Source organism: Synechococcus sp. KORDI-49, assembly GCF_000737575.1.
Lineage (GTDB): Bacteria > Cyanobacteriota > Cyanobacteriia > PCC-6307 > Cyanobiaceae > Parasynechococcus.
Map to the genome: position 1 here is coordinate 723774 of NZ_CP006270.1, position 25166 is coordinate 748939.

Here is a 25166-nt window from a genome sequence, read left to right on the forward strand (position 1 = left end):
AGCAGAAACGCAGGCAAACGTTGGACCAGCATCCCCACGACCCTGGAGGCTGACGGCAGTGCGGCGTTGCTGCTGCCTTCCGATGCACTGCTGCGCTTTGCACCCGCTCGGAATTTTCATGGCACCCCAGGTGCCCTCAACCTCCGCCCGCTCACCACCGCAAATCTGCCCTGGGCAAAAGGTGGTGTTCCCTATGGCAACAAACACGCCACCCTCATCTCCTGGCACTCCTACAACCAGGACGGCGGTGGCAACGGCATCTACGCCCAGCGCTTCAACGCCGATGGCTCCAAAAATGGCGCTGAATTCCTCGTTAACACCCACACCTCATCGGATAAATACAACGCCAGCGTCACCTCCCTCACTGGCGGCGGCTTCCTCATCTCCTGGCAGTCCACTGACCAGGACGGTTGGAACGAGGGTATCTACGCCCAGCGCTACAACGCCGATGGCTCAAAAAACGGCGCTGAATTCCTCGTTAATACACACACCACAGGCGGGCAACACCAACCCAGCGCTACCTCCCTCACTGGCGGCGGCTTCCTCATCTCCTGGACCTCCAATGGCCAGGACGACAGTGGCAGCGGCATCTACGCCCAGCGCTTCAACGCCGATGGCTCAAAAAACGGCGCTGAATTCCTCGTTAATACACACACCTCAAACAGCCAATACCAACCCAGCGTCACCTCCTTCACTCACGGCGGCTTCCTCATCTCATGGTCCTCCTCTAACCAGGACGGCAGTAGCTGGGGCATCTACGCCCAGCGCTACAACGCCGATGGCTCAAAAAATGGCAACGAATTTCAGGTCAATACCTACACCTCATCGGAACAAAACAACCCCAGCGTCACCTCCTTCACTGGCGGCGGATTCCTCATCTCTTGGCAGTCCTACAACCAAGACGGCAGTAGCAACGGCATCTACGCCCAGCGCTTCAACGCCGATGGCTCAAAAAATAGCAACGAATTTCAGGTCAATACATACACCTCATCGGAACAAAACAAACCCAGCGTCACCTCCCTTACTGGTGGCGGCTTCCTCATCTCCTGGACCTCCAATGGCCAGGACGACAGTGGCAGCGGCATCTACGCCCAGCGCTTCAACGCCGATGGCTCAAAAAACGGCGCTGAATTCCTCGTTAACACGCACACCGCAAGCCACCAAGACCAACCAAGCGTCACCTCCCTCACTGGCGGCGGCTTCCTCATCTCTTGGTCCTCCCTTTACCAGGACGGCAGTGGCTGGGGCATCTACGCCCAGCGCTTCAACGCCGATGGCTCCAAAAACGGCGCTGAGTTCCTCGTTAACACGCACACATCATCAGATCAAAACAACCCCAGCGTCGGCTCCTTCAGTTCACCTCTCCAAGATCTTGCAGCACTCGGCCTCTCCAACCTGGCTGATCCGGTTGCCGTTTCGATCAACATCACACCGCTCAACGATCCTCCTTCTTTAACCAGCAGCTCCACGCCTCTCGCTGGTGCCGCCGCAGGGCAATCCGTCTCCTTCTCCGCGGCAGATCTGCTCTCCGGTTACTCCGACATCGACGGCGATTCCCTCTCCATCACCGCCGTCTCCCTCGTCAACACCGACACCGGGTCACTCACCGGTGATGCCACCAACGACTGGACCTTCTCTCCCGCCACCGACTTCATCGGCACCGTTGAACTCGCCTTCTCCGTCTCAGACGGCACCGTCACCGTCAACGACCACACCTCCTTCTCCATCGGCTCTGGAAGCGGTGGTGCTGGAACGGAGAACAACGACTCCCTGATCGGCACCACCGAACCCGACAACCTCTCAGGACTCAGCGGTGACGACCTCATCGATGGCATGGATGGCAACGACGTCATCGATGGTGCCGCAGGCTCCGATCAGCTCCGCGGCGGATCCGGAGACGACACCCTCACCGGTGGTGATCACGACGACATCCTTCAAGGCGGCAGCGGCGACGACCACCTTGCCGGTGACGCAGGCTCCGATCAGCTTTATGGCGCGCGCGGCAACGATCTCCTGCAAGGCGGCAGCGGCGATGACATCGCCACCGGGGATTCGGGTCGTGATGCCCTCCAAGGCGGTTCAGGGTCCGATCAACTCATCGGCGGAGAAGGCGACGACCTCCTCGATGGCGCAGAAGGCGATGACATCCTCCAGGGCGGCAACGGCGACGACTGGCTCATCGGTGGACCGGGCAGCGATGACCAGCGCGGTGGCGTTGGCAACGACACCTTCCTCGCCATCGGCGTCACCGTCAGCGATGACATCTTTGATGGCGGCGACGGCACTGACACTCTCATCACCGGTGCCCAAAGCGAACGAGGGGCCAATTACGTCGATGCCTCACTGCGCAGCATCGAACGCCTTGAACTCCTGCCCACTCACTATGCGGACCGTTTCAATTATTGGGAATGGGACCTCACCAACTACGCCAACCGCGGCAGCCGCTTCTCACTCGATCAGCTCGGCAGTTTCAACTGGATCGGCTCCACCTCAGAGGCGTCCTGGAGCAATGAACTCCACGCCTTCTCCGTTCGTGATTTCACTGACATCGGGTCATCCAAAAGCTGGCGCTGGCTGCGCGTCGCCGGCGAAGGTTCTCTTGATCTTTCGGCCGCCAACTGGGACATCGACACCCTCTACCGCATCAGCTCAGAAGCCGGCCCACAAACCCTCCTGGGCACCACCAATTCAGACTGGTTCGCATCCGGCGACGGCCAGGACAGCCTCCACGGCCGCAGCGGTGACGACTCCCTCCTCGGAGAGCTCGGCAACGATCTCCTCGTGGGCGGCAGCGGTGACGATCACCTCGAGGGCAACGCCGGCACCGACACCCTCTACGGCGGGGATGGCAACGACATCCTCATCGGTGGTGGCAGCCATGACCTTGTCTACGGCGAGGCCGGCAACGACACTGTTGAACTCAACTGGGGACAGATCGAGCTGACTGGGGGCGGGGGTGCTGGGTACTGGTACGACAACAGCACCAGCATCTCTGGCACCTACGACGGTGGCGATGGCAGCGACACACTCCGCATACAGGCCATGCAATGGTCTGGATCCGATCAGCGTGGGGCAGGGCAGACCATCGACCTGCGCAATGCCTCCCTCGCCAATTTCGAGCGCCTGGAGATCGGCACATCCGCCATCCTCAGGCTCACAGGATCTCAATACAGCCAGTTCTCATCCGGCGTCAGCAAAATTGCCGGCTATGAAGGGGCCACCAACCTCGCCATCGACCTCAGCCCTGGAGAAGAACTCCGCTTCTCCCGCACAGCTGGCATCAACTCCGCCTCCGGCGCCCTCAACATCTCTGGTGCCGACTCAGCTTTCTCAGACACTCTCGCCATCAACAGCGATGGCACCGTGGATCTCAGTGATCCAAACACCCTGATCTCCGGCGTTGAAACCCTCGAGATTCAGCGCGGTACCGTCATCCTCACAGCAGAACAATGGAACTCCTTTGACAACATCAAAGCCAAAGGGAGCGGCCCAAAAACGATATCTCTCACAGGCACAGAAAACATTGATCTATCGAAACTCAGCCGATCATCAGATAGCAACACAACCATTGACATCAATCTAACCGCCGATCAATTCAACACATCAGATTTTGAGGATTTCTCTGATCTATTCCGCAAAGGAACTGGCTCAGCCGAACTGATGATTCGGATCACAGGAGGCGGGCAGTTAGAACTCTTCAGAAATAAAAGCCAATTTGATCTAATCCTAGACAGCAGCTCCACCTACAAACTGATCGGCACCGACACTGCCAATCACATCAAGGGAACACCCCAGGAAGACACCATCGATGCCGGCGGTGGAGACGACAACATTGAGACATCAGATGGCAACGATTTTATCGACGGAGGCAATGGTGACGACACATTGATTGCAAGCGCTGAAGTCGTCAACCTCACGCAGAAGACGCTCAAAAATCTTGAAATTCTAGACATCAATGGTGCATCAGTTCACCTTTCCGCGGAACAATTCAACAGCTTCTCCTCCATCACCGGATCTGGGAGCGTTCAACTCAGCACCGGTGGGAATGTCTACTCCGATCGCAACCAGGGCAGCTTTGACCTGCACCTTGCTCAGGAGCCCACCACTCTGATTGGCACCAGTGGTGATGACACCATCCGCCTCGATATCTCCAGAACGGCCACGATCCGCATCGATGGTGCTGATGGCCACGACACACTTGAGCTCACCGGCTCCGGCATCGCCAACTTCGATGAACTCGATCTTCAGAGCATCGAAGCCATCAACCTCGATGGCGCGAGTCTTCGGCTCACCGCTGCACAACTCGCTGACGCAACCATCAACGGACATGGCGCGCTCCATCTCAGTGATGGGTTGACCGCCAAGCTCCCAATACAACCGGAGGGAGCCAACTCCCAAGGGCCCACAGGCACCCGGTCTATCGCCGACATCCTTGCCTCCACACCGACCCTCACCGGTGCAGCCTTAACCGGGAACGCCGCAACGGCTGAACAGGGTGAATGGCAGTTCAGCAGAAACGCAGGCAAACGTTGGACCAGCATCCCCACGACCCTGGAGGCTGACGGCAGTGCGGCGTTGCTGCTGCCTTCCGATGCACTGCTGCGCTTTGCACCCGCTCGGAATTTTCATGGCACCCCAGGTGCCCTCAACCTCCGCCCGCTCACCACCGCAAATCTGCCCTGGGCAGAAGGTGGTGTTCCCTATGGAAACAAACAAGCCACCCTTATCTCCTGGCACTCCTACCACCAGGACGGCGGTGGCTGGGGCATCTACGCCCAGCGCTTCAACGCCGATGGCTCCAAACACGGCGCTGAGGTCCTCGTTAATACACACACCTCATCTGATCAATACCAACCCAGCGTCGCCTCCCTCACTGATGGCGGCTTCCTCATCTCATGGCAGTCCTACAACCAGGACGGCAGCAACTGGGGCATCTACGCCCAGCGCTACAACGCCGATGGCTCCAAAAACGGCTCTGAGTTCCTCGTCAACACCGCACACCTCATCTGATCAATACCAACCCAGCGTCGCCTCCCTCACTGGTGGCGGCTTCCTCATCTCATGGCAGTCCTTGAGCCAGGACGGCAGCAACTGGGGCATCTACGCCCAGCGCTTCAACGCCGATGGCTCCAAAAACGGCGCTGAGTTCCTCGTCAACTCACACACCTCAGACCAACAACAGCAGTCCAGCGTCGTCTCCCTCGCCGATGGCGGCTTCCTCATCTCCTGGCAGTCCTACAACCAGGACCGCGACGGCTGGGGCATCTACGCCCAGCGCTTCAACGCCGATGGCTCCAAAAACGGCGCTGAGTTCCTCGTTAACTCATACACCTCAAGCAACCAAGAACATCCCAGCGTCATTTCCTTTGGCCGGCCGCTGCAGGATCTTGCAGCACTCGGCCTCTCCAACCTGGCTGATCCGGTTGCCGTTTCGATCAACATCACACCGCTCAACGATCCTCCTTCTTTAACCAGCAGCTCCACGCCTCTCGCTGGTGCCGCCGCAGGGCAATCCGTCTCCTTCTCCGCGGCAGATCTGCTCTCCGGTTACTCCGACATCGACGGCGATTCCCTCTCCATCACCGCCGTCTCCCTCGTCAACACCGACACCGGGTCACTCACCGGTGATGCCACCAACGACTGGACCTTCTCTCCCGCCACCGACTTCATCGGCACCGTTGAACTCGCCTTCTCCGTCTCAGACGGCACCGTCACCGTCAACGACCACACCTCCTTCTCCATCGGCTCTGGAAGCGGTGGTGCTGGAACGGAGAACAACGACTCCCTGATCGGCACCACCGAACCCGACAACCTCTCAGGACTCAGCGGTGACGACCTCATCGATGGCATGGATGGCAACGACGTCATCGATGGTGCCGCAGGCTCCGATCAGCTCCGCGGCGGATCCGGAGACGACACCCTCACCGGTGGTGATCACGACGACATCCTTCAAGGCGGCAGCGGCGACGACCACCTTGCCGGTGACGCAGGCTCCGATCAGCTTTATGGCGCGCGCGGCGACGATCTCCTGCAAGGCGGCAGCGGCGATGACATCGCCACCGGGGATTCGGGTCGTGATGCCCTCCAAGGCGGTTCAGGTTCCGATCAACTCATCGGCGGAGAAGGCGACGACCTCCTCGATGGCGCAGAAGGCGATGACATCCTCCAGGGCGGCAACGGCGACGACTGGCTCATTGGTGGCCCCGGCAGCGACGTCCAGCGTGGTGGCGTTGGCAACGACACTTTCCTCGCCATCGGCGTCACCGTCAGCGATGACATCTTTGATGGCGGCGACGGCACTGACACTCTGCTGGCCGGATCCAAGAGCTCTTGGGATGAAGGCGGAAGCAACTTTGTGGATGCCGCCCTACGCAGCATCGAGCGCCTGGAACTCCTGCCAACGCACCATGCTGATGTTTTCAATAATCGCGATCAGCGTTACACAGCGCGGGGAAGCCGTTTCGCGATTGATCAACTCGAGAACTTTGAATTCATTGGCAGCCAATATTCAGTTCAGTGGGAGAGCCATCCACTGTATGAATTCAACACCACTCTCTTAACCTCAGACCTGCCAGCTTCTAGCCCATGGCGCTGGCTGCGGGTGGCCGGTGAAGGCACTCTCGATCTCAACGACATCCGCTGGGATAAAGACACCTATTTCCGCATTCAAACGGAGGATGGCCAGCAAACACTCCTGGGGTCAGCCAATCCAGATTGGCTCGCTGCAGGGGCTGGTAACGACAGCATTGCTGGTGGCGCGGGTGATGACCACCTCCAGGGCGATGATGGCGATGACACCCTCAAAGGGGGCAGCGGGAATGACCGCCTTGAGGGCGGCATTGGCCACGATGTGCTCTACGGCGGAGAAGGTGATGACCGCCTGATCAGTGGTGGCAGGGCTTTTGATTGGGATAGGTCACAAACAGCCTGGAGAGAAGAGGCCTATGGCGAAGCCGGCAACGACACGGTTGAACTCAATTATGGCCGCATCGATGACGGCACTGGATGGCTGCGCTACGGGTATCACCCAGCACCGATTGTGTATGGCAGCTTCGACGGAGGGGAAGGAGTCGACACCCTCAGAATTCAGGCTGCTCTATGGGATGGAGTTAACAACCAAGCCGACCGCGGTGAAGGTGATGTAATCGACCTGCGCCAGGCCTCCCTCTCCAATTTCGAGCGACTGGAGATCGGCACATCCGCCATCCTCAGGCTCACAGGATCTCAATACAGCCAGTTCTCATCCGGCGTCAGCAAAATTGCCGGCTATGAAGGGGCCACCAACCTCGCCATCGACCTCAGCCCTGGAGAAGAACTCCGCTTCTCCCGCACAGCTGGCATCAACTCCGCCTCCGGCGCCCTCAACATCTCTGGCGCCGACTCAGCTTTCTCAGACACTCTCGCCATCAACAGCGATGGCACCGTGGATCTCAGTGATCCAAACACTCAGATCTCCGGCGTTGAAATCCTCGAGATTCAGCGCGGTACCGTCATCCTCACAGCAGAACAATGGAACTCCTTTGACAACATCAAAGCCAAAGAGAGCGGCAGAAAAACCATCAAACTCACCAGCACTGAAGGAATCGATCTTTCAAAGTTCAGCCGGAGCAGCGATAGCAATACCACACTGAACCTCAGCCTCACTGTTGATCAGATCAACAGTGAGAACTTCCGTGCGTTCTCAGCCAAATTCTCGTCAATCTCAGGCACCAAAGCCATCATTGCCATTCAGGGCGAAGGCATCGTCAACAGCCAGGACTGGCCCATCGGCATCATCTTTGAGCCTGGCCGAGCCAGCTTCGCGTCTCGCGAGATCAACGGAACCGCTGAAGACGATGACTTTGAGCTGCGCCTTCTCGGCCCCTTCAACATCACAGGAGGAGAAGGTCTCGATACCCTCACCCTCGAAGCCGACTCCAATGTCAGCCAAGGGCTGATCAACTCCATTGAAACCCTGAATCTCAATGATTTCAGCATTCAGATGGGATCAACCCAATTCAACAGCTTTGAACAGATCGTTGGATCTGGTGAAATCCATCTGATCGACAGTGATCATTTCAACAGCAACCTGATCGTCGGGGCCAACGACAACACTTCAAGCGGCATCACTATCCATCAGCCAACCCCTGGAATCGAGACAATTCACCACTTCGGCACAGCCGACAGCGACAACCGCTCTGCCAATAGCTCAATTCAGGTGGACCTGACCAGTCTGACAGCTTCAGGCTCAGGCAGCGTGGCCACCCCAAACTGGAGCTGGGTGGACATCAGCGACGACCTGAACATCACCCTCCAGGTCCACCCTTCCAGCGAAGACGACTATTCCCTTGCCTGGGATGACTGGCACGAAGGTCGCCGATATGAGATTCAAGCCTATCGACTGCAAGGGGGCGACATACCCCTGAGCAATGTGATCGAGGAAAACAAATTCAACAGATTCAACAATCACAATTGGCTAAATAAAAATGATGTCATCATGATCCTTGGGGCCTTCGACAAGGCACTGTTCATTCGCGCCAGTGAACTGACGTGGGTCTCCGATGGCTCCCCAGAAAATCGGATCAGTCTCAATTACTGGACGGCCGATCTCAATCCTTCCGTTGATCATCTCTACGGCCTCGATGGCGACGACCAGCTCGCCGGCGGCATCGGCGATGATCAGCTCGTCGGGGGACCCGGCAACGATCGCCTTGATGGTGGCAGCGGGTTCAATTCCGCTGTTTTTTCAGACATCCAGAGTCGTTACGCCGTCTCCTTCAACGACAATGATGGCAGTGGAGTCACCGTTGAACATCTTGATGGCGGAGCAGACGGCACCGACACACTCATTGACATCCAGAAGCTGATTTTCGCCGACTCCGACTTCAAGCTCGACGACGTCACCAACCGATTTGATCTCATCGCCGGCCCCAACGCGGAACTTGGCAAACCCATCCAAGGCACCATCGATTATCAGGACGATCGTGATTCCTGGACCCTCCCCCTTGCTGAAGATTCAAAGATCCGCATTCTCAGATCCAACGCTGATCACGACACCCGGGCGAGAATTGAAGGGACTTACAACTTCGGCGACTGGGAGCAGGACCGCACCTACACGGTCGACTCCAGCGGCCTCCACACCCTCGATGTACGCGGTCAGGACGGCGCTGAATACAGCTTCACCGTCCTGATGGCCGACGACGGCTCCGCCGACACCAGTACTGAAAAAGCGTTCGCGAACGCTCAGGACAACACTTCCAACGGCTCTGAACACATCAGGGGCTTCATCGGTTTCCAGCAAGTCGCCGAGAACGGTCTCAGCTCCTGGAACACCGCCGACTCCGACTGGATCCGCGTCGATCTCGTTCAGGGCATCCAGTACGAATTCCAGGCCCTTGGTGCTGCGTCTCTTCCCTCCACCGGCCTCAACGACCCCTACCTCCAGCGCCTCCTCGATCCTGCCATCACCCTGCACAGCCCTGATGGCAAACCGCTCGTTGATGGCGCCTCATCCACCAACGGATCTGACCCCCTCATCGTCTACCGCGCCGAGCAATCCGGTGCCCATTACCTCGCTGTGTCCAGCGAGTCCGGTCTGGCCACCGGCTCCTATGCCGTCACGCGCTCCAGCCTTGATGAATTCGGCGGCGACATCAACACCAATGGCCTTCTCACGATCGAGCGGCCGATCCAGGGCGTGATCAACCAACCCGGCGACCAGGACTGGTTCCGCATCACGCTGAATGCCGGCGAGGCCCTTGTTCTGGAACTGCTCGGAAACAGCAGCAACAACGGCACTCTCCACGATCCCTGGCTTGGTCTCTACTCAGCCTCCGGTCAGCTTCTCGCATCCGACAACAACAACGGCAAAGGCTTGGATGCACGACTCGCCTGGGCTGCTTCCACCGCCGGCACGTACTACATCGCTGCCGCCGCACTCGGAAACCAGGGTCGCGGCAGCTACATCCTCCAGTCGTCCAAACGGGAGGACGACGCCCCGGATCGTCTGAGCTCTGCCTTCGTCTACGACCTGATCACGCCAGGCACCAGCCTTTCCGGAGATCTGGAGGTCAGCGGTGATCGTGACTGGTATCAGACCATTCTTCAGGCCACCAAGACCTACCGCATCGCCTTGGACGGCGAGCAGTCTCTTGCCAGTGGTTACCAACCCCTCAACGACCCAGCCGTAACCGTCCGCGGCCCGGGTGGAAAGCGTCTCGCCTTTGATGACGATGGCGGAGTCGGCCTCGATGCTGAACTCATCTTTCAACCCGCCAGCACGGGACGCTTCTTCCTCGACGTTCAAGACGCCACCGACCGAAGCGACGGCCACTACAAACTCAGCGTGGAAGAAGCCGTCGATGACTTCGGCGATACAACCCTGTCCGCCCACGCCCTATCCCAACCGGGCAAGGACGCCGTTGTCCTTGAGGGGCGTCTCGACTTCCGTCAGGACATCGACCTCTTCTCCATCGACATCTCCCCTGACCAGACCTACCGCATCGACTTGCGTGGTCTGAGCAGCGACGGCGGATCACTACCTGACCCTCTCCTGCTCATCCATGCTCTCGACGGCACCCTGCTGAGCGACGACGACAACAGCGGCCAGGGCAATGACGCAGGTCTGTACCTCTCCTCCTCAACCGCCCAGACCATCCTCATCACCGCCGCGGCTCCTGCAGGGCAGCTCGGCACCTACACCCTCGAAATTGAACAATCCCAGCTCCCGCCCGATGACTTCGGTGATTCACCAGACCAGGCCGGTTCCCTCACGCCTGGCACCAGCCAGCAGGGTCTGCTTCTCACGGCCGGAGACACCGATTGGTTCCAACTCGCCCTCAAGGCAGACCAGCACTACCGCTTCCTGCTCCGTGGCACGGACAGCAACAGCGGCAGCCTCGACGATCCATTCCTTGAGCTGCGCGATGCCGACGGCACGCTGATCGATTCCGCCGACGGCGGCACCCTGACCCGCGACGCCGCCCTCGGCTACAGGCCCAGTTCCGATCAGACCGTCCACCTCGTGGCGCGTGCCAGCACCAGTGCTCTGACGGGGTCCTACACCCTCACCGCTTATGAGCCCGATGAAGCCGGTGCTGGCTTCGAATCTGCTGCTCCTCTTCTCGTCGACGCTCCCTTCCAGGCCGGCATCCAGTCGCCCGATGACACCGACTGGTTCCGCATCGACGTCACGGCCGGCAACACCTACACCCTTTCCGCTCTGACCGACACCGACAAGGACGGTTCCCTCAAGACAGCTCTGATCGAGCTGTTTGATTCCACACGCACCACCATCTCCGCCGCTGACGGACGCCACACGGACGGCTCGGCCACCCTGGCCTTCAAGGCCACGTCCACAGGCCCCCATTACCTCGCCGTCCGTGGCTACCGCGGCGATACCGGCACCTACACCCTCTCCGCCACTCAGGGCAATCAGGCCGACCTCATTGGGGAATCCCGGGACACCGCCGCTGCACTCACCATCGGCGGCGACAACCGAGCTGTTCTCGAACTCGCTTCCGACCTGGACTGGTTCAGTGTCGACGTGGATGCCGGCAGCACCTATCGCTTCACGATGCAGGCCAACGTTGACGGCATCACCCCGCCGCTCGTAGCCCCCTCTCTCACGACCGTTGCCTTCGAGGCCGACGAACTGCCGCCAACGCCTCCCAGCCGAAGAGGACGCAGAAGGCTGCCGGGATTCCTCGGGGAAAACGCCATCAGCCTCGATAGTTCGATCACCTATACAGCCGAACAAAGCGGCACCCTTTACCTCCAGGCAGCGTCAGTCGCCAACCGCTGGCAGGGCGCCTACCGCATCGAAGCCGTCGACCTCGGCGATCTCAACCGCGACGATCACCCCGACACCAGTTCCGGCTCAGCCCCGACTCTCCTGCCTGGGCAGTCACGGACCGGCACGATCGAAAACTCCACGGACCGGGACATCTTCCGACTCGCCCTCAAGGGCAATCAGAGCTACCAGCTGCTGCTTCGCGGCGTCAGCAGCAATGGCGGCACCCTCACCGACCCGCGCTTCCGGATTTTGGATGCCGCGGGCAAAGCCGTCTCGGCCAGCTTCGACAGCGTCGGCGCACCTGACCCATCACTTCTCTTCACCCCTGCCACCTCCGGCGACTTCTTCCTGGAAGTGGCCGCTGAGGAGGGCAACACCGACATCGGCAGCTATTCGGCTGATCTCATTGCCATCACGCAAGGCGACCAAACCACACCCCTCAACGATCTACCCGCCGATCGCTACACAACAGCTGAGCTGCTCGCCAAGCAGACCGTGGAATCCACCCTGCATTCCGGAGATGACACCGACTGGATCCGTGTGGAGCTCACTGCTGGAGAGTCCTATCAGTTCGATCTCACACCGCGGATCAACCAGGGCGGCCTCGGCTGGACACCGCATATCGACCTCATCGACAGCGACGGAACACGCCTCGCCGCCAGCCGTGACAACGCCCCAGGGCAGACCGCTCGCCTCCTCTACCGACCCAGCTCGGATGGGCATGTCTTCCTTGCCATCTCCAGCAAGGACGGCTCCCACGGCACCTACGAACTGAACCGCAGACGCCTCGTCAGTTCTTCCGGTGATCCCCTGATCGCACGCCAGTGGCATCTCTCCAATGCCACTGGCAACGGCCTCGACCTCAACCTCGATGCCGTCTGGCGCGATTACTCAGGATCCGACATCAACATCGGGGTCATCGATGACGGCATCCTCTACAGCCACCCCGACCTCACATCCCAGCTCGACACCACCAACGATGCCGGGGCGTCCTTCTCCTTCCCTGACGTCGGATCCCTGTTCGAGGATGCCAACCTCAATGTCGGACCCAAGCCTGAAGCAGGCCATGGCACTGCTGTTGCCGGACTGATCGCAGCTGGATCAGCCAACGGTGCAGGGCTATCCGGTGTCGCACCCGGAGCCTCCATCAGCGGCTACGAGGTCGACTGGACGCCTCAGGCTCTCACCCTCATGCTCCAGAAGCAGCTGGACTCTTCCATCGGTGGAGTTGACCTGTCCAACAACAGCTGGGGATTTCTCAGGCCTTTCGCCGATGACTTCGACTCCCCCCAGTTCTCACCCCTTGTCCAAGCTCTCACCAATGGTGTCCAGCAGGGGCGCGACAACGGCACCAATGCCCTCGGCATCAACTGGGTCTTCTCCGCCGGCAACTCACGAACACTCGGTGATTCAACCAATTACCACGGTTTTCAAAGCAGCCGCTTCGTCACCACAGTCGCCAGCACCGACCGCCGTGGCAACACCTCCTTCTTCTCGACACCCGGTGCATCGATCCTCGTCAGCGCCTTCGGAGAAGACCTCTACACCAGCCTGCTCGGCGCGGAGAACACTGCGAGTTACGGCAACTTCGACGGCACCTCCGCAGCCGCCCCCCTCGTCTCCGGCGTCATCGCCCTGATGCTTGAAGCCAACCCTGATCTCGGTTACCGCGACGTTCAAACCATCCTCGCCTACTCAGCACGTCAGGTCATCGACGACGGCTTCAAATTCAATGCCGCCTCGAACTGGAACGGGGGCGGGCTTCACATCAGCCATGACCAAGGGTTTGGATTGGTCGATGCCCATTCTGCTGTTCGACTGGCTGAATCCTGGTCTGCGGCTCCGTCCACCAGTGCCAACGAACAGAGAGCTATCCAGAGCATCAAGGGCTCCGCCGCAATCCCCGATAACAGCGTCTCTGGAGTCAGCCTCTCCACCCTCATCGATCGTGCTCTTGATCTCGAATGGGCCGAAGTTGAACTCGACATTCTCCATCCGCGCATCACAGACCTGGTCGTTGAACTCATCTCTCCCAGTGGCACCGTCGCACGGCTGATCAACAGACCCACGGTCAGTCCCACCAACCCTTCCGGAGACTCCGCCCAAGACGGCCTGCCTGATCGCATCGTCTTCTCCACCAGCGCCTCTCTGTTCAGGGGTGAATCGTCCCTTGGAAACTGGACCCTCAAAGTCTCTGACAGAAACAAGGACATCACGGGCACTCTCCGCCAGTGGGGGCTGAATCTCTATGGCTCACAGCCATCAGACGATGACACCTACATCTACACAAATGAATATCAAACCGTCAGCGACGCCACCCGCTCTCTTCTCATCGACAACGACAAGGGCATCGATACCTTCAATGGTGCCGCACTCTCCACGGCGACGCTCCTCAACCTGACGCCCGGCAGCAAAAGCAGGGTCGCCATGCGCCCCCTCAGTCTCGGAGACGATACGGTCATCGAGCACGCCATCACTGGTGATGGCGACGATGTCATCCGTGGTAACGCCTCCAACAACAGTCTCAGAGGCGGCCGTGGTGATGACCGCTTCTTCCTCTCAGCCGGCTCCGACACTCTCGATGGAGGTCGAGGTTTCGACCAGCTCATTGTTGAGGCCAACGCCAGCGACTTTCTGTTGACAGAAGACACCAGCAGCGGCAATTGGACCATCACAGACCAACGTCCCAGCACCACCTATGGACACACGGGCACCGACCTGCTGACCAGTATCGAGCGCATTGTTTTCTTCGATCATCAGCAGGATCTCATCACCAACAATCAACCACCAACGCTCGCCGGAACTGTTGAGGATCTCGCATTCGACTCCGATGTCGTCTTTACCCACACCTTCTCCAACGACCTCTTCACCGATCCAGACAATCTCAACGCTTCCGCAGATGATCTCGCGTACGACATTCGCATGACCGATGGACGCCAGCTTCCTGGCTGGCTCAAGTTCGATCCCACGTCCGGTTCTCTGACAGGCGAACCTCACCCAGCCGCCTCTGGCACCTACTCGCTTGAAATCCTTGCCACAGACTCACTTGGTGCTGTGACGGCTCAATCCTTCTCGCTCAACATTGAGCACAGCACCGGCACGACAGGGTCTTCGGAGCCCACAGACGATGAACTCGCTATCGCATGGAATCTTGAGCTCGCATCCGACAGCCTCCAGGTGGGAGAAGATCTGAGCGTCGGCGACATCTTCTCCATCGACATCAACGTCGCTGACATCACTGACCCAGACAATCCAAGATCGCCTTTTTCCGCCTACGCAGATCTCACCTATGACCCCGCAATCCTGCGGGCCATTGACATCTCCTACGAAGATGCCTTCCCACTGTTCCGTTCCGGAGAGATTGATCCCATCGCTGGCACCATCCAGGATCTGGGAGCCACGCTTGCCTCCTTCTCTCCATCCCAAAGCACTGAGATCGCCTCCATACGATTTGAGGTCATCAGTCCGGGCACAGCTGAGATCGCGCTGAGCCGCTCCCAATCGGAATTCCTTGAATCCACTGTGTTCGAAAGCGACGGTGATCAAGGGCCCTACAGCCGCTTTGATTCCACCTCGCTGAGCTTCAGTTCTCCGCGCCCCGACATCGCGATCAAGTCTTTCCAACTGGATAACCAGCGACTCCGCCAGGGACTCGCCAACTTCACCTACGACATCGCCAACTACGGGCACGTCGACTCTCTGCCCTTCTGGATCGAATTGCACCACACCACCGATCTGAATCGTCCGCTCACGCAGGACACCCTGATCTGGAATCAATACTTTGCCGCAGACTCCATCACAGGACTCAGCAGCACTGGAATCACAAACCAATCTGTTGCCATTGAACGTGACGTGCTGTTTGAAAATGCACGCAGCGAAGATCCTGCCTTCCTGGAAATCTTTGGCACATCGAGCATTCACCGCGATTGGCTCCACCTGCGCATCCAGCCTGAGCAGGAGGATGCTGACGCTCTTGCGTCCAATAACCTCGTAGCAAGACCCATCCAATACTTCCCTTGGGATGTCGATGACAACGGCAAAGTGACCACAGCCGACGCCGTGGAAATGGTCAACCGGATCGGCCCCACTCCAGCCGCCACCAACCTCACTCCCATGCATGACCTCAACGGCGACGGTTTTGTCGACCAGACCGAGGTCATGGAGGTCGTCAACCGGATCGGCATGATCCAGTCCGATCTTTCGGCATGATCCCCCCTGATCCATGCCACTGCGCACATCCATTCAACTGATCAACACAACTCCCCCTGGGAGTTCCGTTGCCACCCTTGAACTTGTTATTTCTGCGTGGGAAAATCATGAATCCCAGGACTGGACATTATTCAGCTGGTATGCCGATCTGATTCTGGAAGGGTCAGGAGCACGAGTTGATGAGATCATTCCAGCCTCCACCTATGCAAACGACTACTTCAACGCCGACCTCTCCTCAGACAAAACAGTTATTTCAGGCTTCGGCTTCACAGGCAGTCCTTTTGCTTCCAAGGACCATGATCTGTTCCGCATCGGCTCGGTTCTGATCCAACTCGATCAGATCCCATCAGCGGACCAACCACTGAAGATCACGCTCCAAGCCGTTGGCAATAGTCGCAATGAAGAAGGAACAATCTCGCTGCAGACAGTTGCAGCCAGCAAACAACTTTTTCCAGGAGTAAGCCCCTCACCAACCGGTGATCTCGCGAAAGAGATTGGCACGATCATAGCCACCATTGATGATTCTCTGGATCAGCCCTTACTACTGCAAGGCAGAAGCAATACAGCACCAAATCTAAACTCCGACAAACTGATTCTGAGCGGAACGGAAGACCAGCCCTTGCTTTTCAGCGTGGACAAACTCCTGCAACAGCTTGGCTTTTCGGATGCTGACAACAATCCTCCAGCGCTGAAGTTCGTCTCAGGAACTGTTCCCAACCTCGAGCTTTTCCGTAACAACAACTGGATCAATCTCGAGGAAGAGATGATTCTGGATGTTCCCGAAGAACAGATCCGCTGGCTTCCTCCAGCAAATCAAACAGGTGATGTCGCGCTGTTCAGCGTGTCAGGTTGGGACGGGAAATCCAGTTCTCCGGAACAGGCAGTGATTTCCGTAAAACTCGAACCGATCGACGATCCCAGCACCATCACCGGCGACACCTCCGCCAGCACAGAGGAAGACAACAGCATCTCCGGTGATCTTGATGCCACCGACACAGAAGGCCTCACCAACAACACCCCCTTCTCCATCGCCGACGATCCCTCCAACGGATCCGCTTCCATCGATGCAGCAACAGGCGCCTGGACGTACACACCCAACGCCGACTTCAACGGCAGCGATTCCTTCATCATCTCCATCACCGACGACCTCGGCGGCACCACCAAACAGGCGATCAACATCAGTGTCGGCATCGTCAATGATCCCAGCACCATCTCAGGGAACACCGCAGCCAACACCAAGGAAGACAACAGTGTCACGGGTGATCTTGATGCCAGCGACACAGAAGGCCTCACCAGCAACACCCCCTTCTCCATCGCCAACGATCCCTCCAATGGATCCGCTTCCATCGATGCAGCAACAGGCTCCTGGACTTACACACCCAACGCCGACTTCAACGGCAGCGATTCCTTCATCGTCTCCATCACCGACGACCTCGGCGGCACCACCAAACAAGCGATCAACATCAGCATCACACAGGTCAATGACGTCCCAAGCGGGGAACTCAACTTCACAGGCTCCACAGCGCTTAACGACATACTCAATCTGAACAGCACCATCACTGATGTTGACGGTGTCGATCCCGAACTGATCCGCTACGGACTGGATCGCAAGGCAGCCTGGAGCAACACCTGGGAGTCCCTCAGCGATCCCTGGTCACCCACTGTTCACGTGCTCAAGCCCATCGATCTGGGGATGAGGTTGCGCATCAGCGCCAGTTACACCGATGGCGGAGGCACCGAGGAGCGGGTGAACTCTGCCCCCTTGCTGATCCCCTATCCCGAGCCATCTCTCCATGGCAGCAGCGCCGACGAGCAACTCATTGGGAGCGATCGAGATGACACCATCACCGCAGCAGCCGGAGCGGACAGCCTGCTCGCTTTCGGTGGTGACGATCACCTCGATGGTGGCAGCGGCTGGGACACGCTCTACCTGCGAGGTCCAAGAGCGGATTACGCCCTCCACAAGCTTCAGGAGGATCTTCTGCGTCTCAGCGACAGCATCCACCAACGGGACGGCACAGATCTGATCACAGGCATCGAGCAACTGCAGTTCACCGATGAGCTCCTGCCGATCTCGGCGGTGATCGACGAACTTCCTTTGGCCACCACCGACGCATGGAAGGCCGACCTTGATGGAGATCAGCTGTTCTCACCCATCAGCGATGGCATCGCCATCGCGTCACACTTCCTGCCCGCCAGTGGAGCGAATCTCAGCAGCCGAGCAGAGCTGGCCCTCGGCATCAACAGCGGCTACCTGGACTTCAACCAGGACAAGCTGCTCCAGAGAAATGAGGCTGAACTGCTGCTTCGCTTCGGCTTCGGGACCTTCCCAGGCAGCCATCTCAGTGAGGGGCTTGAGATCGCGACCTCTCCGGACCAGCTGGCACTGCAGTTGGCGGCCTTGCTCTGAGCAATTGACCAGGCTCGACATGACCATCAAAAAAGGGGGCCCGAAGGCCCCCTTTTTTGAATCCGTGGCGACCTGTGATCAGGCGGCGACGGCAGCCTTGGGATCGAGGGTGCCCTTGGCGTACAGACCGGCGTAGAAGTTGATGCTCTGCTGCTGGATCTTGCTGGCGTTGCCGGCAGCCCAGAACTGCTGATAGCGGTCGAGGCAGACCTGCTTCATGTACTTGCGGGCGGGCTTGTTGAAGTGGCGGGGGTCGAAGTTGGCGGGATCAGCCATGGCTGCTTCACGCACAGCTGCGGTGAACGCGAGGCGGTTATCGGTGTCGATGTTCACCTTGCGCACGCCGTTGCGGATGCCTTCCTGGATCTCTTCGACGGGAACGCCGTAGGTCTCAGGGATGGCACCGCCGTGCTTGTTGATCATCTCCAGCCATTCCTGGGGCACGGAAGAGGAGCCGTGCATCACCAGGTGGGTGTTGGGCAGGGCCTTGTGGATCTCGGCGATGCGGCTGATGGCAAGCACTTCACCGGTGGGCTTGCGGGTGAACTTGTAAGCACCGTGGCTGGTGCCGATGGCGATCGCCAGGGCGTCGCATTTGGTCTTGGCGACGAAATCAGCGGCTTCAGCGGGATCGGTGAGCAGCATGTCCTTGGACAGCTCACCCTCGAAACCGTGGCCGTCTTCCGCTTCGCCCTTGCCGGTTTCCAGGGAGCCCAGGCAACCCAGCTCGCCTTCCACACTCACGCCCACGGAGTGAGCGAAATCCACCACCTTCTTGGTGACGGCCACGTTGTACTCGTAGCTGGCGGGAGTCTTGGCGTCGGCTTCCAGGGAGCCGTCCATCATCACGGAGGTGAAGCCGTTGATGGCGGCGGAATAGCAGGTGGAAGGCTCGTTGCCGTGGTCCTGGTGCATCACCACGGGGATGTGGGGATAGGTCTCGGTGGCGGCCAGGATCAGGTGGCGCAGGAAGATCTCACCGGCGTAGCTGCGGGCACCGCGGGAGGCCTGCAGGATCACGGGGCTGTCGGTCTCGTCAGCCGCTTCCATGATCGCCTGCACCTGCTCCAGGTTGTTCACGTTGAACGCAGGGATGCCGTAGCCGTTCTCAGCGGCGTGGTCGAGCAGAAGCCGGAGCGGAACGAGCGCCATGGTGAAATCCTCGAAGGGTGGGTCGTCTGAGACGAATCGCGGCGATATTACCCTGCGTTACGCGTGTCTCGTCGCTGTCTGGGCTGCCTGATCACAGGCCAACCGGCTGGCGACACCCTCGGCCAGGCCAGGAATCATCGGCCGACCGCTGCGGATGCTCTCCGCCCACCAGCCCTGAACCCTCGCCACCGGAGCAATCCGGCCATCCGCCCATGTGGTTTCGAACGCCAGATCGGCATCGGCCTCGATCGGTCTCAGCGCCTCACCGGCAGCGGCATGCTGCAGCGCGAAGCCATGCACGTAATCCTTCTGATTCGGGCTGCCGAGGATGAGACAGCCCTCCGAGCCGTACACCTCCAGCCAGCAACCACGGCCGTTGCGTGCCACGGAGGCGAGATTGATCTGAGCGGGAACGGTGCTGTCGGCTCGTCCCTGCCACTGCAGGCGGGCCTGGATCAAGGAAACATCCTCGGAATCGACGGCTGCCATGCCCCCGTCACCAAGCGGACGCTCCAGGATCGAGGTGGCGTTGAGAGCCTGCACCCCGCTCAGCGGTCCGATCAGCCAGGCCAGGATGTCCATGGCATGGGTGCCGAGCGCGCCGATCACCCCACCACCCTCCGACGCCTGGGAATACCAGTTCCAGCCGCGGCTGGCATCGGCCCGGCTGCTCATCAGCCAGTCGAGTTTCACCAGCCAGGGGGTGCCCACCGCACCGGCCCGCAGCAGCCGCTCCGCCTGCATGAACAGGGGCACGGCCCGGTACTCGTAATTCACAGCGACAGAGAGCTGCCGCTCCATGGCCAGCCGCTGAAGATCCCTGGCCTGATCGGCCTGCAGTGCCACCGGTTTCTCCAGCAGCAGATGCTTGCCCGCCAGGAGAGCCTGACGCGCCAGCTCGTGGCGGGGCGCCGGCGGTGTGGCGATCACGATCGCCTCGACGGCCGGATCCGCCAGCAGAGCCCCCCAGTCCGAATGACCGGGAAGGCCATGGGTGGAGCAGGCCTGCTCGAGACGGGCAGGGCGCGGATGCCACAGCGCAACGGGAGTCAGATCCGCATTTGCCTGAAGAGCGGGCAGATGCACCTTCTCACCGAAACCGAGGCCGGCGATGGCGACACCGATGGGTCGAGCGGTCATCTCAGCTGGCGAGGGGGGCGTCACAGACGGCACCGATCACCGACACGATCAGCTCATCGCTGCCGGCGGCCTGCCACTGGGCACGGAAGCGGGGAATGCCGTTCACCTGCTGATCCCGGTACAGCTTCTGGGCACAGTCGATCTGCATCACGAACAGCTCGCCGTTGCGGGGCGGCTCCCCATCCACGGCAGCCGGTGTGAACCGGCTCAGCACGGTGCGCAGCCCCTCGCGGTTCTCCCGCACACTGCCGCTGTCCCACCACTGCTGACCGGCCTCAGTCGCCGGAACCTCAACCCATTCAACAGGCCCCGCCCAGGCCGGAGACGCCCCCAGCACGAGAACGGCCAGAAGCGTGGCCAGAAGACGGACGATCATGCGCTGGCGAGCTCCAGGGCGGCACAGCCGTGCAGACGCAGCACTCTGGCCAGGGTGCTGCGCAGCTGGGTGCGGGGGACGATCACATCGACGAAACCGTGATCGCGGAGGTACTCAGCCGTCTGGAAATTGTCCGGCAGCTTTTCACGCAGGGTCTGCTCGATCACGCGGCGGCCGGCGAATCCGATCAGCGCCTTCGGCTCCGCCAGGATCAGATCGCCGAGCATCGCGAAGCTGGCGGTCACCCCACCGGTGGTGGGGTGGGTGAGCAGCGGCATGTAGAGCAGTTCCGCCTCGCGATGACGCTCGAGCGCCCCGGAGATCTTGGCCATCTGCATCAGGCTGAGCATCCCCTCCTGCATGCGGGCACCACCGGAGGCGCAGACGATCAGCAGCGGCAGCTTCTGGGCCGTGGCCCGCTCGATCAGACGGGTGATCCTCTCGCCCACCACCGAGCCCATCGAGCCACCCATGAAGCGGAAATCCATCACGGCCAAGGCCAGACCGATGCCTTCCACCCGGCAGAAGCCGCTCACCACACCATCCTTCAGACCGGTGGCCGCCTGACTCTCCCGCAGGCGATCGGCGTAGGCGCGTCGATCCTTGAACTCCAGGGGATCCATGGGGGCGAGATCCGCATCGAATTCCTGGAAGCTGCCGGAATCGGCGATCACCTCGATGCGTTCACCGCTGTCGATGCGGTGGTGGTAGCCGCAGCCGGCACAGACGCTGGCATTGGCCTTGAGATCCTTCAGGTAGACGACCTGGCCGCATTCGGGGCACTTGTTCCAGAGGCCATCACCTTCCTCCGGCTCCTGGCTCACCTTGCCGACGAACTGCCCTTTCCGGCGATCAGCGAACCAGTCGAACAGAGACACGGGAACCGCACGGTTCCGACCATTAAAGACCCAGCAGGTGGAGCCACTGCTGCCACCACCAGAGGGGGCCCGTGAGCCAGACCAGCCAGATGCCGAGTGCGATGAAGGGGCCGAAGGGAAAGGCCTGCCGTGGCTGCAGCCGACCGCTCAGCCTCCCGGCTGCACCGAACAGGGCTCCCGCGAAGATGGCCAGGGCCATCGCTGCCGCGATGCCGGCAGCACCGAGCCAGGCGCCACCCATGGCCGCCAGCTTGGCGTCCCCCAAGCCGAGCGCCGGCTGACCGAGCAGCCGTTCCGCCAGGGCGCTGATGGACTCCATCAGCAGCAGAGCCAGACAGGCGGCGATCAGATGATCCGCCAGAACGGGGATGCCAGCAGCAGCCGACAGCACCAGGCCCAGCACCAGCCCCCAGCGACAGAGCGGCTCGGGCAACCAGAGATGGTCGAGATCGATCAGCACCAGAGGCAGCAGCAGCGCGATCAGCGGCAGCCCCGCCCACGGCAGCAACCACAGCGGCAGTCCCCCGCCACCACTCTCGGCAACCGCCAGAGCCGACAGCCAAAGAGCTGCGCTGAGTGCTTCCACAGCTGGATATCGCCAGCTGATCGGGGCCTGGCAGTCGCGGCAGCGCCCGGCCAGGAGCAGCCAGCCCAGCAACGGCAGATTGTCGTGCCAGCGGATGGCATGACCGCAGCGGGGGCAGTGACTGCCGGGAAACACCACCGATTCGTCCCGCGGCAGACGCCACACCACCACGTTGGTGAAACTTCCGACGCAGGCTCCAAGCAGCGCTGCCCAGAGCGGCGGGATCACACCTTCCATCGCGGTCGTTGCTTGAAAGGGCGGCGGCGGATCAGATCCAAGGCGATGAACTCCTCATCCGGCAGCAGCACCGGCAGGTCGAACACCACCCGCCCCTCGCAGAGATCAGCGCTCAGCACAACACCACAGGGGTCTGCCCCCGCAGCGGCATTGCTGAGGAAGGAGAAGTAGACCTCCCGGGCACGGGCGATCAACGCACGGCTGTCGACACGATCCCAGCGGGGTGAGCGGGAGGCACCGGAGGCTCCGCTGATCTCAAAGGAGGGCGTTGAAACGGAAATGGGCCCACCTGATCACTCAGACGAACCCACATTAGAGATGAATTGTGAACAGGAATCAGCTCAGCTGAGATTCTTCTGCTCTTCCACCATGCGGTGAATGATCGGAGTGAGGATCAGTTCCATCGCAAACCCCATCTTGCCGCCGTTCACCACGATGCTGGTGGGGCTGGACATGAAGGAATCGTGGATCATGTTCAGCAGGTAGCCGAAGTCGATCCCCCACTTCTCACGAGCTCCCTTGCGGAAGTGAATGATCACGAAACTTTCATCCGGTGTGGGGATGTTGCGGCAGATGAATGGGTTGGAGGTGTCCACTGTGGGAACCCGCTGGAAGTTGATGTCCGTCTCGCTGAACTGCGGGCAGATGTGGTTGATGTAATCCGGCATCCGGCGCAGGATCGTGTCGACGATCGCTTCGGCGGAATAACCGCGCTCGGCATTGTCGCGATGGATCTTCTGGATCCATTCCAGGTTGGTGATCGGCACCACACCCACCAGCAGATCGGCCAGCGCCGCCACGTTGTATCCCTCACCCCGCACGCCACCGTGCAGGCCTTCGTAAAACAGCAGGTCGGTGCCTGAGGGAATCTCCTCCCAGGGGGTGAACTGACCGGGACCCAGATCGACACCGAGTCGTGCGTTGTGCTCGGTGGCTTCCTCGGGGCTGTGCAGGTAGTAGCGCTTCTGTCCGGTGCCGGTTTCGCCGTAGACCCGGAAAAGCTCCTCGAGCTTGTCGAACAGGTTGGCTTCCGGACCGAAGTGGGAGAAGTTCTCACCACGGGCCAGGGCGTCAGCCATGGCCTGCTTCATCGGCATCCGCTCGTAGCGGTGATAGCTGTCGCCCTCCACCACCGCCGGCGTGATGCCTTCGCGAGCGAAGATGTGCTCGAAGGCGCGCTTGACGGTGCTGGTTCCAGCACCGGACGAACCGGTGACAGCGACTACCGGGTGACGCTTCGACATCGACGCAGGGACTACGGGCTCGGCGAGTTTGCCAGATCGAGGCCCGTTTTCACCAATACAGACATCAGAGCGCTTCAATCAGCGCCCTGCCCATGGCGCTGCAGCCCACCGGCGTGCAGCCCTCCGCCATCAGATCACCCGTGCGCAGACCCGACGCCAGCACCGTGTCGACGGCCCGCTCGAGATCCGCCGCCGCAGCCGACTGCTTCAGGCCGATGCGCAGCATCATGGCGGCGGACAGCACCATCGCCATGGGGTTCGCCTTGTCCTGACCGGCGATGTCGGGGGCGGAGCCATGCACGGGCTCGAACAGTCCGGGACCATCACTGCCCAGCGACGCGGACGGCAGCATGCCGATGGAGCCGGTGAGCATCGCCGCCTCGTCACTGAGGATGTCGCCGAACAGATTGCCCGTGAGCAGCACATCGAACTGGCGCGGGTCCCGCACCAGCTGCATCGCGGCATTGTCCACATACATGTGGCTCACCTCCACATCGCCATAGCCGGGGGCCATCGTGTCGACGCGATCACGCCAGAGCTGACTCACATCCAGCACATTGGCCTTGTCCACCGAGCAGAGACGACCACGACGCTCGCGGGCCAGATCGAAGGCCACCCTGGCGATCCGATCCACCTCCGATGCGGAGTAGGTCATGGTGTTGAAGCCCCGCTCCTCGCCGTCGGCCTCGATCCGCCCCTTGGGCTGACCGAAGTAGATGCCGCCGGTGAGTTCACGCACCACCATCAGATCCACGCCCTCGATCACCTCGGGCCGCAGGCTGCTGGCCCCGATCAGCGCGGGCACGATCTTCACCGGCCGCAGGTTGGCGAACAGCTGCATGCCGGCCCGCAGACCGAGCAGACCGGTCTCCGGTCGCTTCTCTCGGGGCAGGCTGTCGAAGCGGGGGCTGCCGATCGCCGCCAGCAGCACGGCATCCGCCTGCCTGCACGCCTCCAGTGTTGAGGCGGGCAGCGGCTCACCGGTGGCGTCAATGGCGCTGCCACCGATGGGCTGCTCCTCGAAGCTGAGCTGGAACCCGTGCCGCTCGCTCACCGTCTCCAGAAGCTGGCGGGCCACGGCGGTGATTTCCGGACCGATGCCGTCACCGGGAAGAAGAACGACGCGGTGCTGGGCCATGGAGGACCGGTGCGACAGGACAG

Annotated in this window: 11 protein-coding genes; 3 read left to right on the top strand and 8 right to left on the bottom strand. The window is 60.5% G+C overall.

Features of this window, described 5'->3' with window-relative positions; all coding sequences use genetic code 11:
* Positions 1-66 precede the first annotated feature (66 nt).
* From KR49_RS03955 to KR49_RS03965, 3 genes are all read left to right on the top strand, one after another.
* The gene (locus tag KR49_RS03955) at positions 67-5010 is read left to right on the top strand and encodes a cadherin-like domain-containing protein (RefSeq protein ID WP_162176152.1); all 4944 of its coding nucleotides are present in this window, start codon (positions 67-69) and stop codon (positions 5008-5010) included.
* Positions 4958-15982, top strand: a complete 11025-nt coding sequence (locus tag KR49_RS14525) for a S8 family serine peptidase (protein ID WP_162176153.1) — start codon at positions 4958-4960, stop codon at positions 15980-15982. Before KR49_RS03955 ends, KR49_RS14525 begins: the two co-directional genes overlap by 53 nt.
* A 631-nt stretch (positions 15983-16613) precedes the next feature.
* Entirely contained in the window at positions 16614-18392 is a 1779-nt protein-coding gene (locus KR49_RS03965; RefSeq protein ID WP_162176154.1) for a tandem-95 repeat protein, read from the top strand.
* Positions 18393-18470: 78 nt separating this feature from the next.
* Here the strand turns inward: KR49_RS03965 and fba are convergent, their stop codons facing one another.
* From fba to leuB, 8 genes are all read right to left on the bottom strand, one after another.
* Complete coding sequence (fba, locus tag KR49_RS03970) at positions 18471-19544, bottom strand: class II fructose-bisphosphate aldolase (protein ID WP_043691862.1); 1074 nt, start codon at positions 19542-19544, stop codon at positions 18471-18473.
* 57 nt (positions 19545-19601) lie between these two features.
* Positions 19602-20684: a Gfo/Idh/MocA family protein gene (locus KR49_RS03975; RefSeq protein ID WP_043691865.1), complete on the bottom strand. Its 1083-nt coding sequence runs from the start codon at positions 20682-20684 to the stop codon at positions 19602-19604.
* Position 20685: 1 nt separating this feature from the next.
* Entirely contained in the window at positions 20686-21060 is a 375-nt protein-coding gene (locus tag KR49_RS03980; RefSeq protein WP_156957092.1) for a hypothetical protein, read from the bottom strand.
* A complete protein-coding gene (gene accD, locus KR49_RS03985; RefSeq protein ID WP_043691868.1) occupies positions 21057-21938 on the bottom strand; it encodes an acetyl-CoA carboxylase, carboxyltransferase subunit beta in 882 nt (293 codons plus the stop codon). Before accD ends, KR49_RS03980 begins: the two co-directional genes overlap by 4 nt.
* Positions 21939-21960: 22 nt before the next feature.
* The gene (locus KR49_RS03990) at positions 21961-22761 is read right to left on the bottom strand and encodes an A24 family peptidase (RefSeq protein WP_043691871.1); all 801 of its coding nucleotides are present in this window, start codon (positions 22759-22761) and stop codon (positions 21961-21963) included.
* Complete coding sequence (locus KR49_RS03995; RefSeq protein ID WP_253912813.1) at positions 22749-22955, bottom strand: hypothetical protein; 207 nt, start codon at positions 22953-22955, stop codon at positions 22749-22751. The genes KR49_RS03990 and KR49_RS03995 overlap by 13 nt, the downstream gene beginning before the upstream one ends.
* A gap of 147 nt (positions 22956-23102) precedes the next feature.
* On the bottom strand, positions 23103-24005 hold the full coding sequence (locus KR49_RS04000; RefSeq protein ID WP_043691875.1) for a phosphoribulokinase: 903 nt from the start codon (positions 24003-24005) through the stop codon (positions 23103-23105).
* Positions 24006-24069: 64 nt separating this feature from the next.
* Entirely contained in the window at positions 24070-25143 is a 1074-nt protein-coding gene (gene leuB / locus KR49_RS04005) for a 3-isopropylmalate dehydrogenase (RefSeq protein WP_043691877.1), read from the bottom strand.
* Between the last annotated feature and the right edge of the window lie 23 nt (positions 25144-25166).

What these genes read in the sequence shown, in the direction of transcription:
- KR49_RS14525 (WP_162176153.1), top strand. Translation starts at nt 4,958, where the DNA reads ATGGCTCCAAAAACGGCTCTGAGTTCCTCGTCAACACCGCACACCTCA.
- fba (WP_043691862.1), bottom strand. Translation starts at nt 19,544, where the DNA reads ATGGCGCTCGTTCCGCTCCGGCTTCTGCTCGACCACGCCGCTGAGAAC.
- KR49_RS03975 (WP_043691865.1), bottom strand. Translation starts at nt 20,684, where the DNA reads ATGACCGCTCGACCCATCGGTGTCGCCATCGCCGGCCTCGGTTTCGGT.
- KR49_RS03980 (WP_156957092.1), bottom strand. Translation starts at nt 21,060, where the DNA reads ATGATCGTCCGTCTTCTGGCCACGCTTCTGGCCGTTCTCGTGCTGGGG.
- KR49_RS03990 (WP_043691871.1), bottom strand. Translation starts at nt 22,761, where the DNA reads ATGGAAGGTGTGATCCCGCCGCTCTGGGCAGCGCTGCTTGGAGCCTGC.
- KR49_RS04000 (WP_043691875.1), bottom strand. Translation starts at nt 24,005, where the DNA reads ATGTCGAAGCGTCACCCGGTAGTCGCTGTCACCGGTTCGTCCGGTGCT.
- leuB (WP_043691877.1), bottom strand. Translation starts at nt 25,143, where the DNA reads ATGGCCCAGCACCGCGTCGTTCTTCTTCCCGGTGACGGCATCGGTCCG.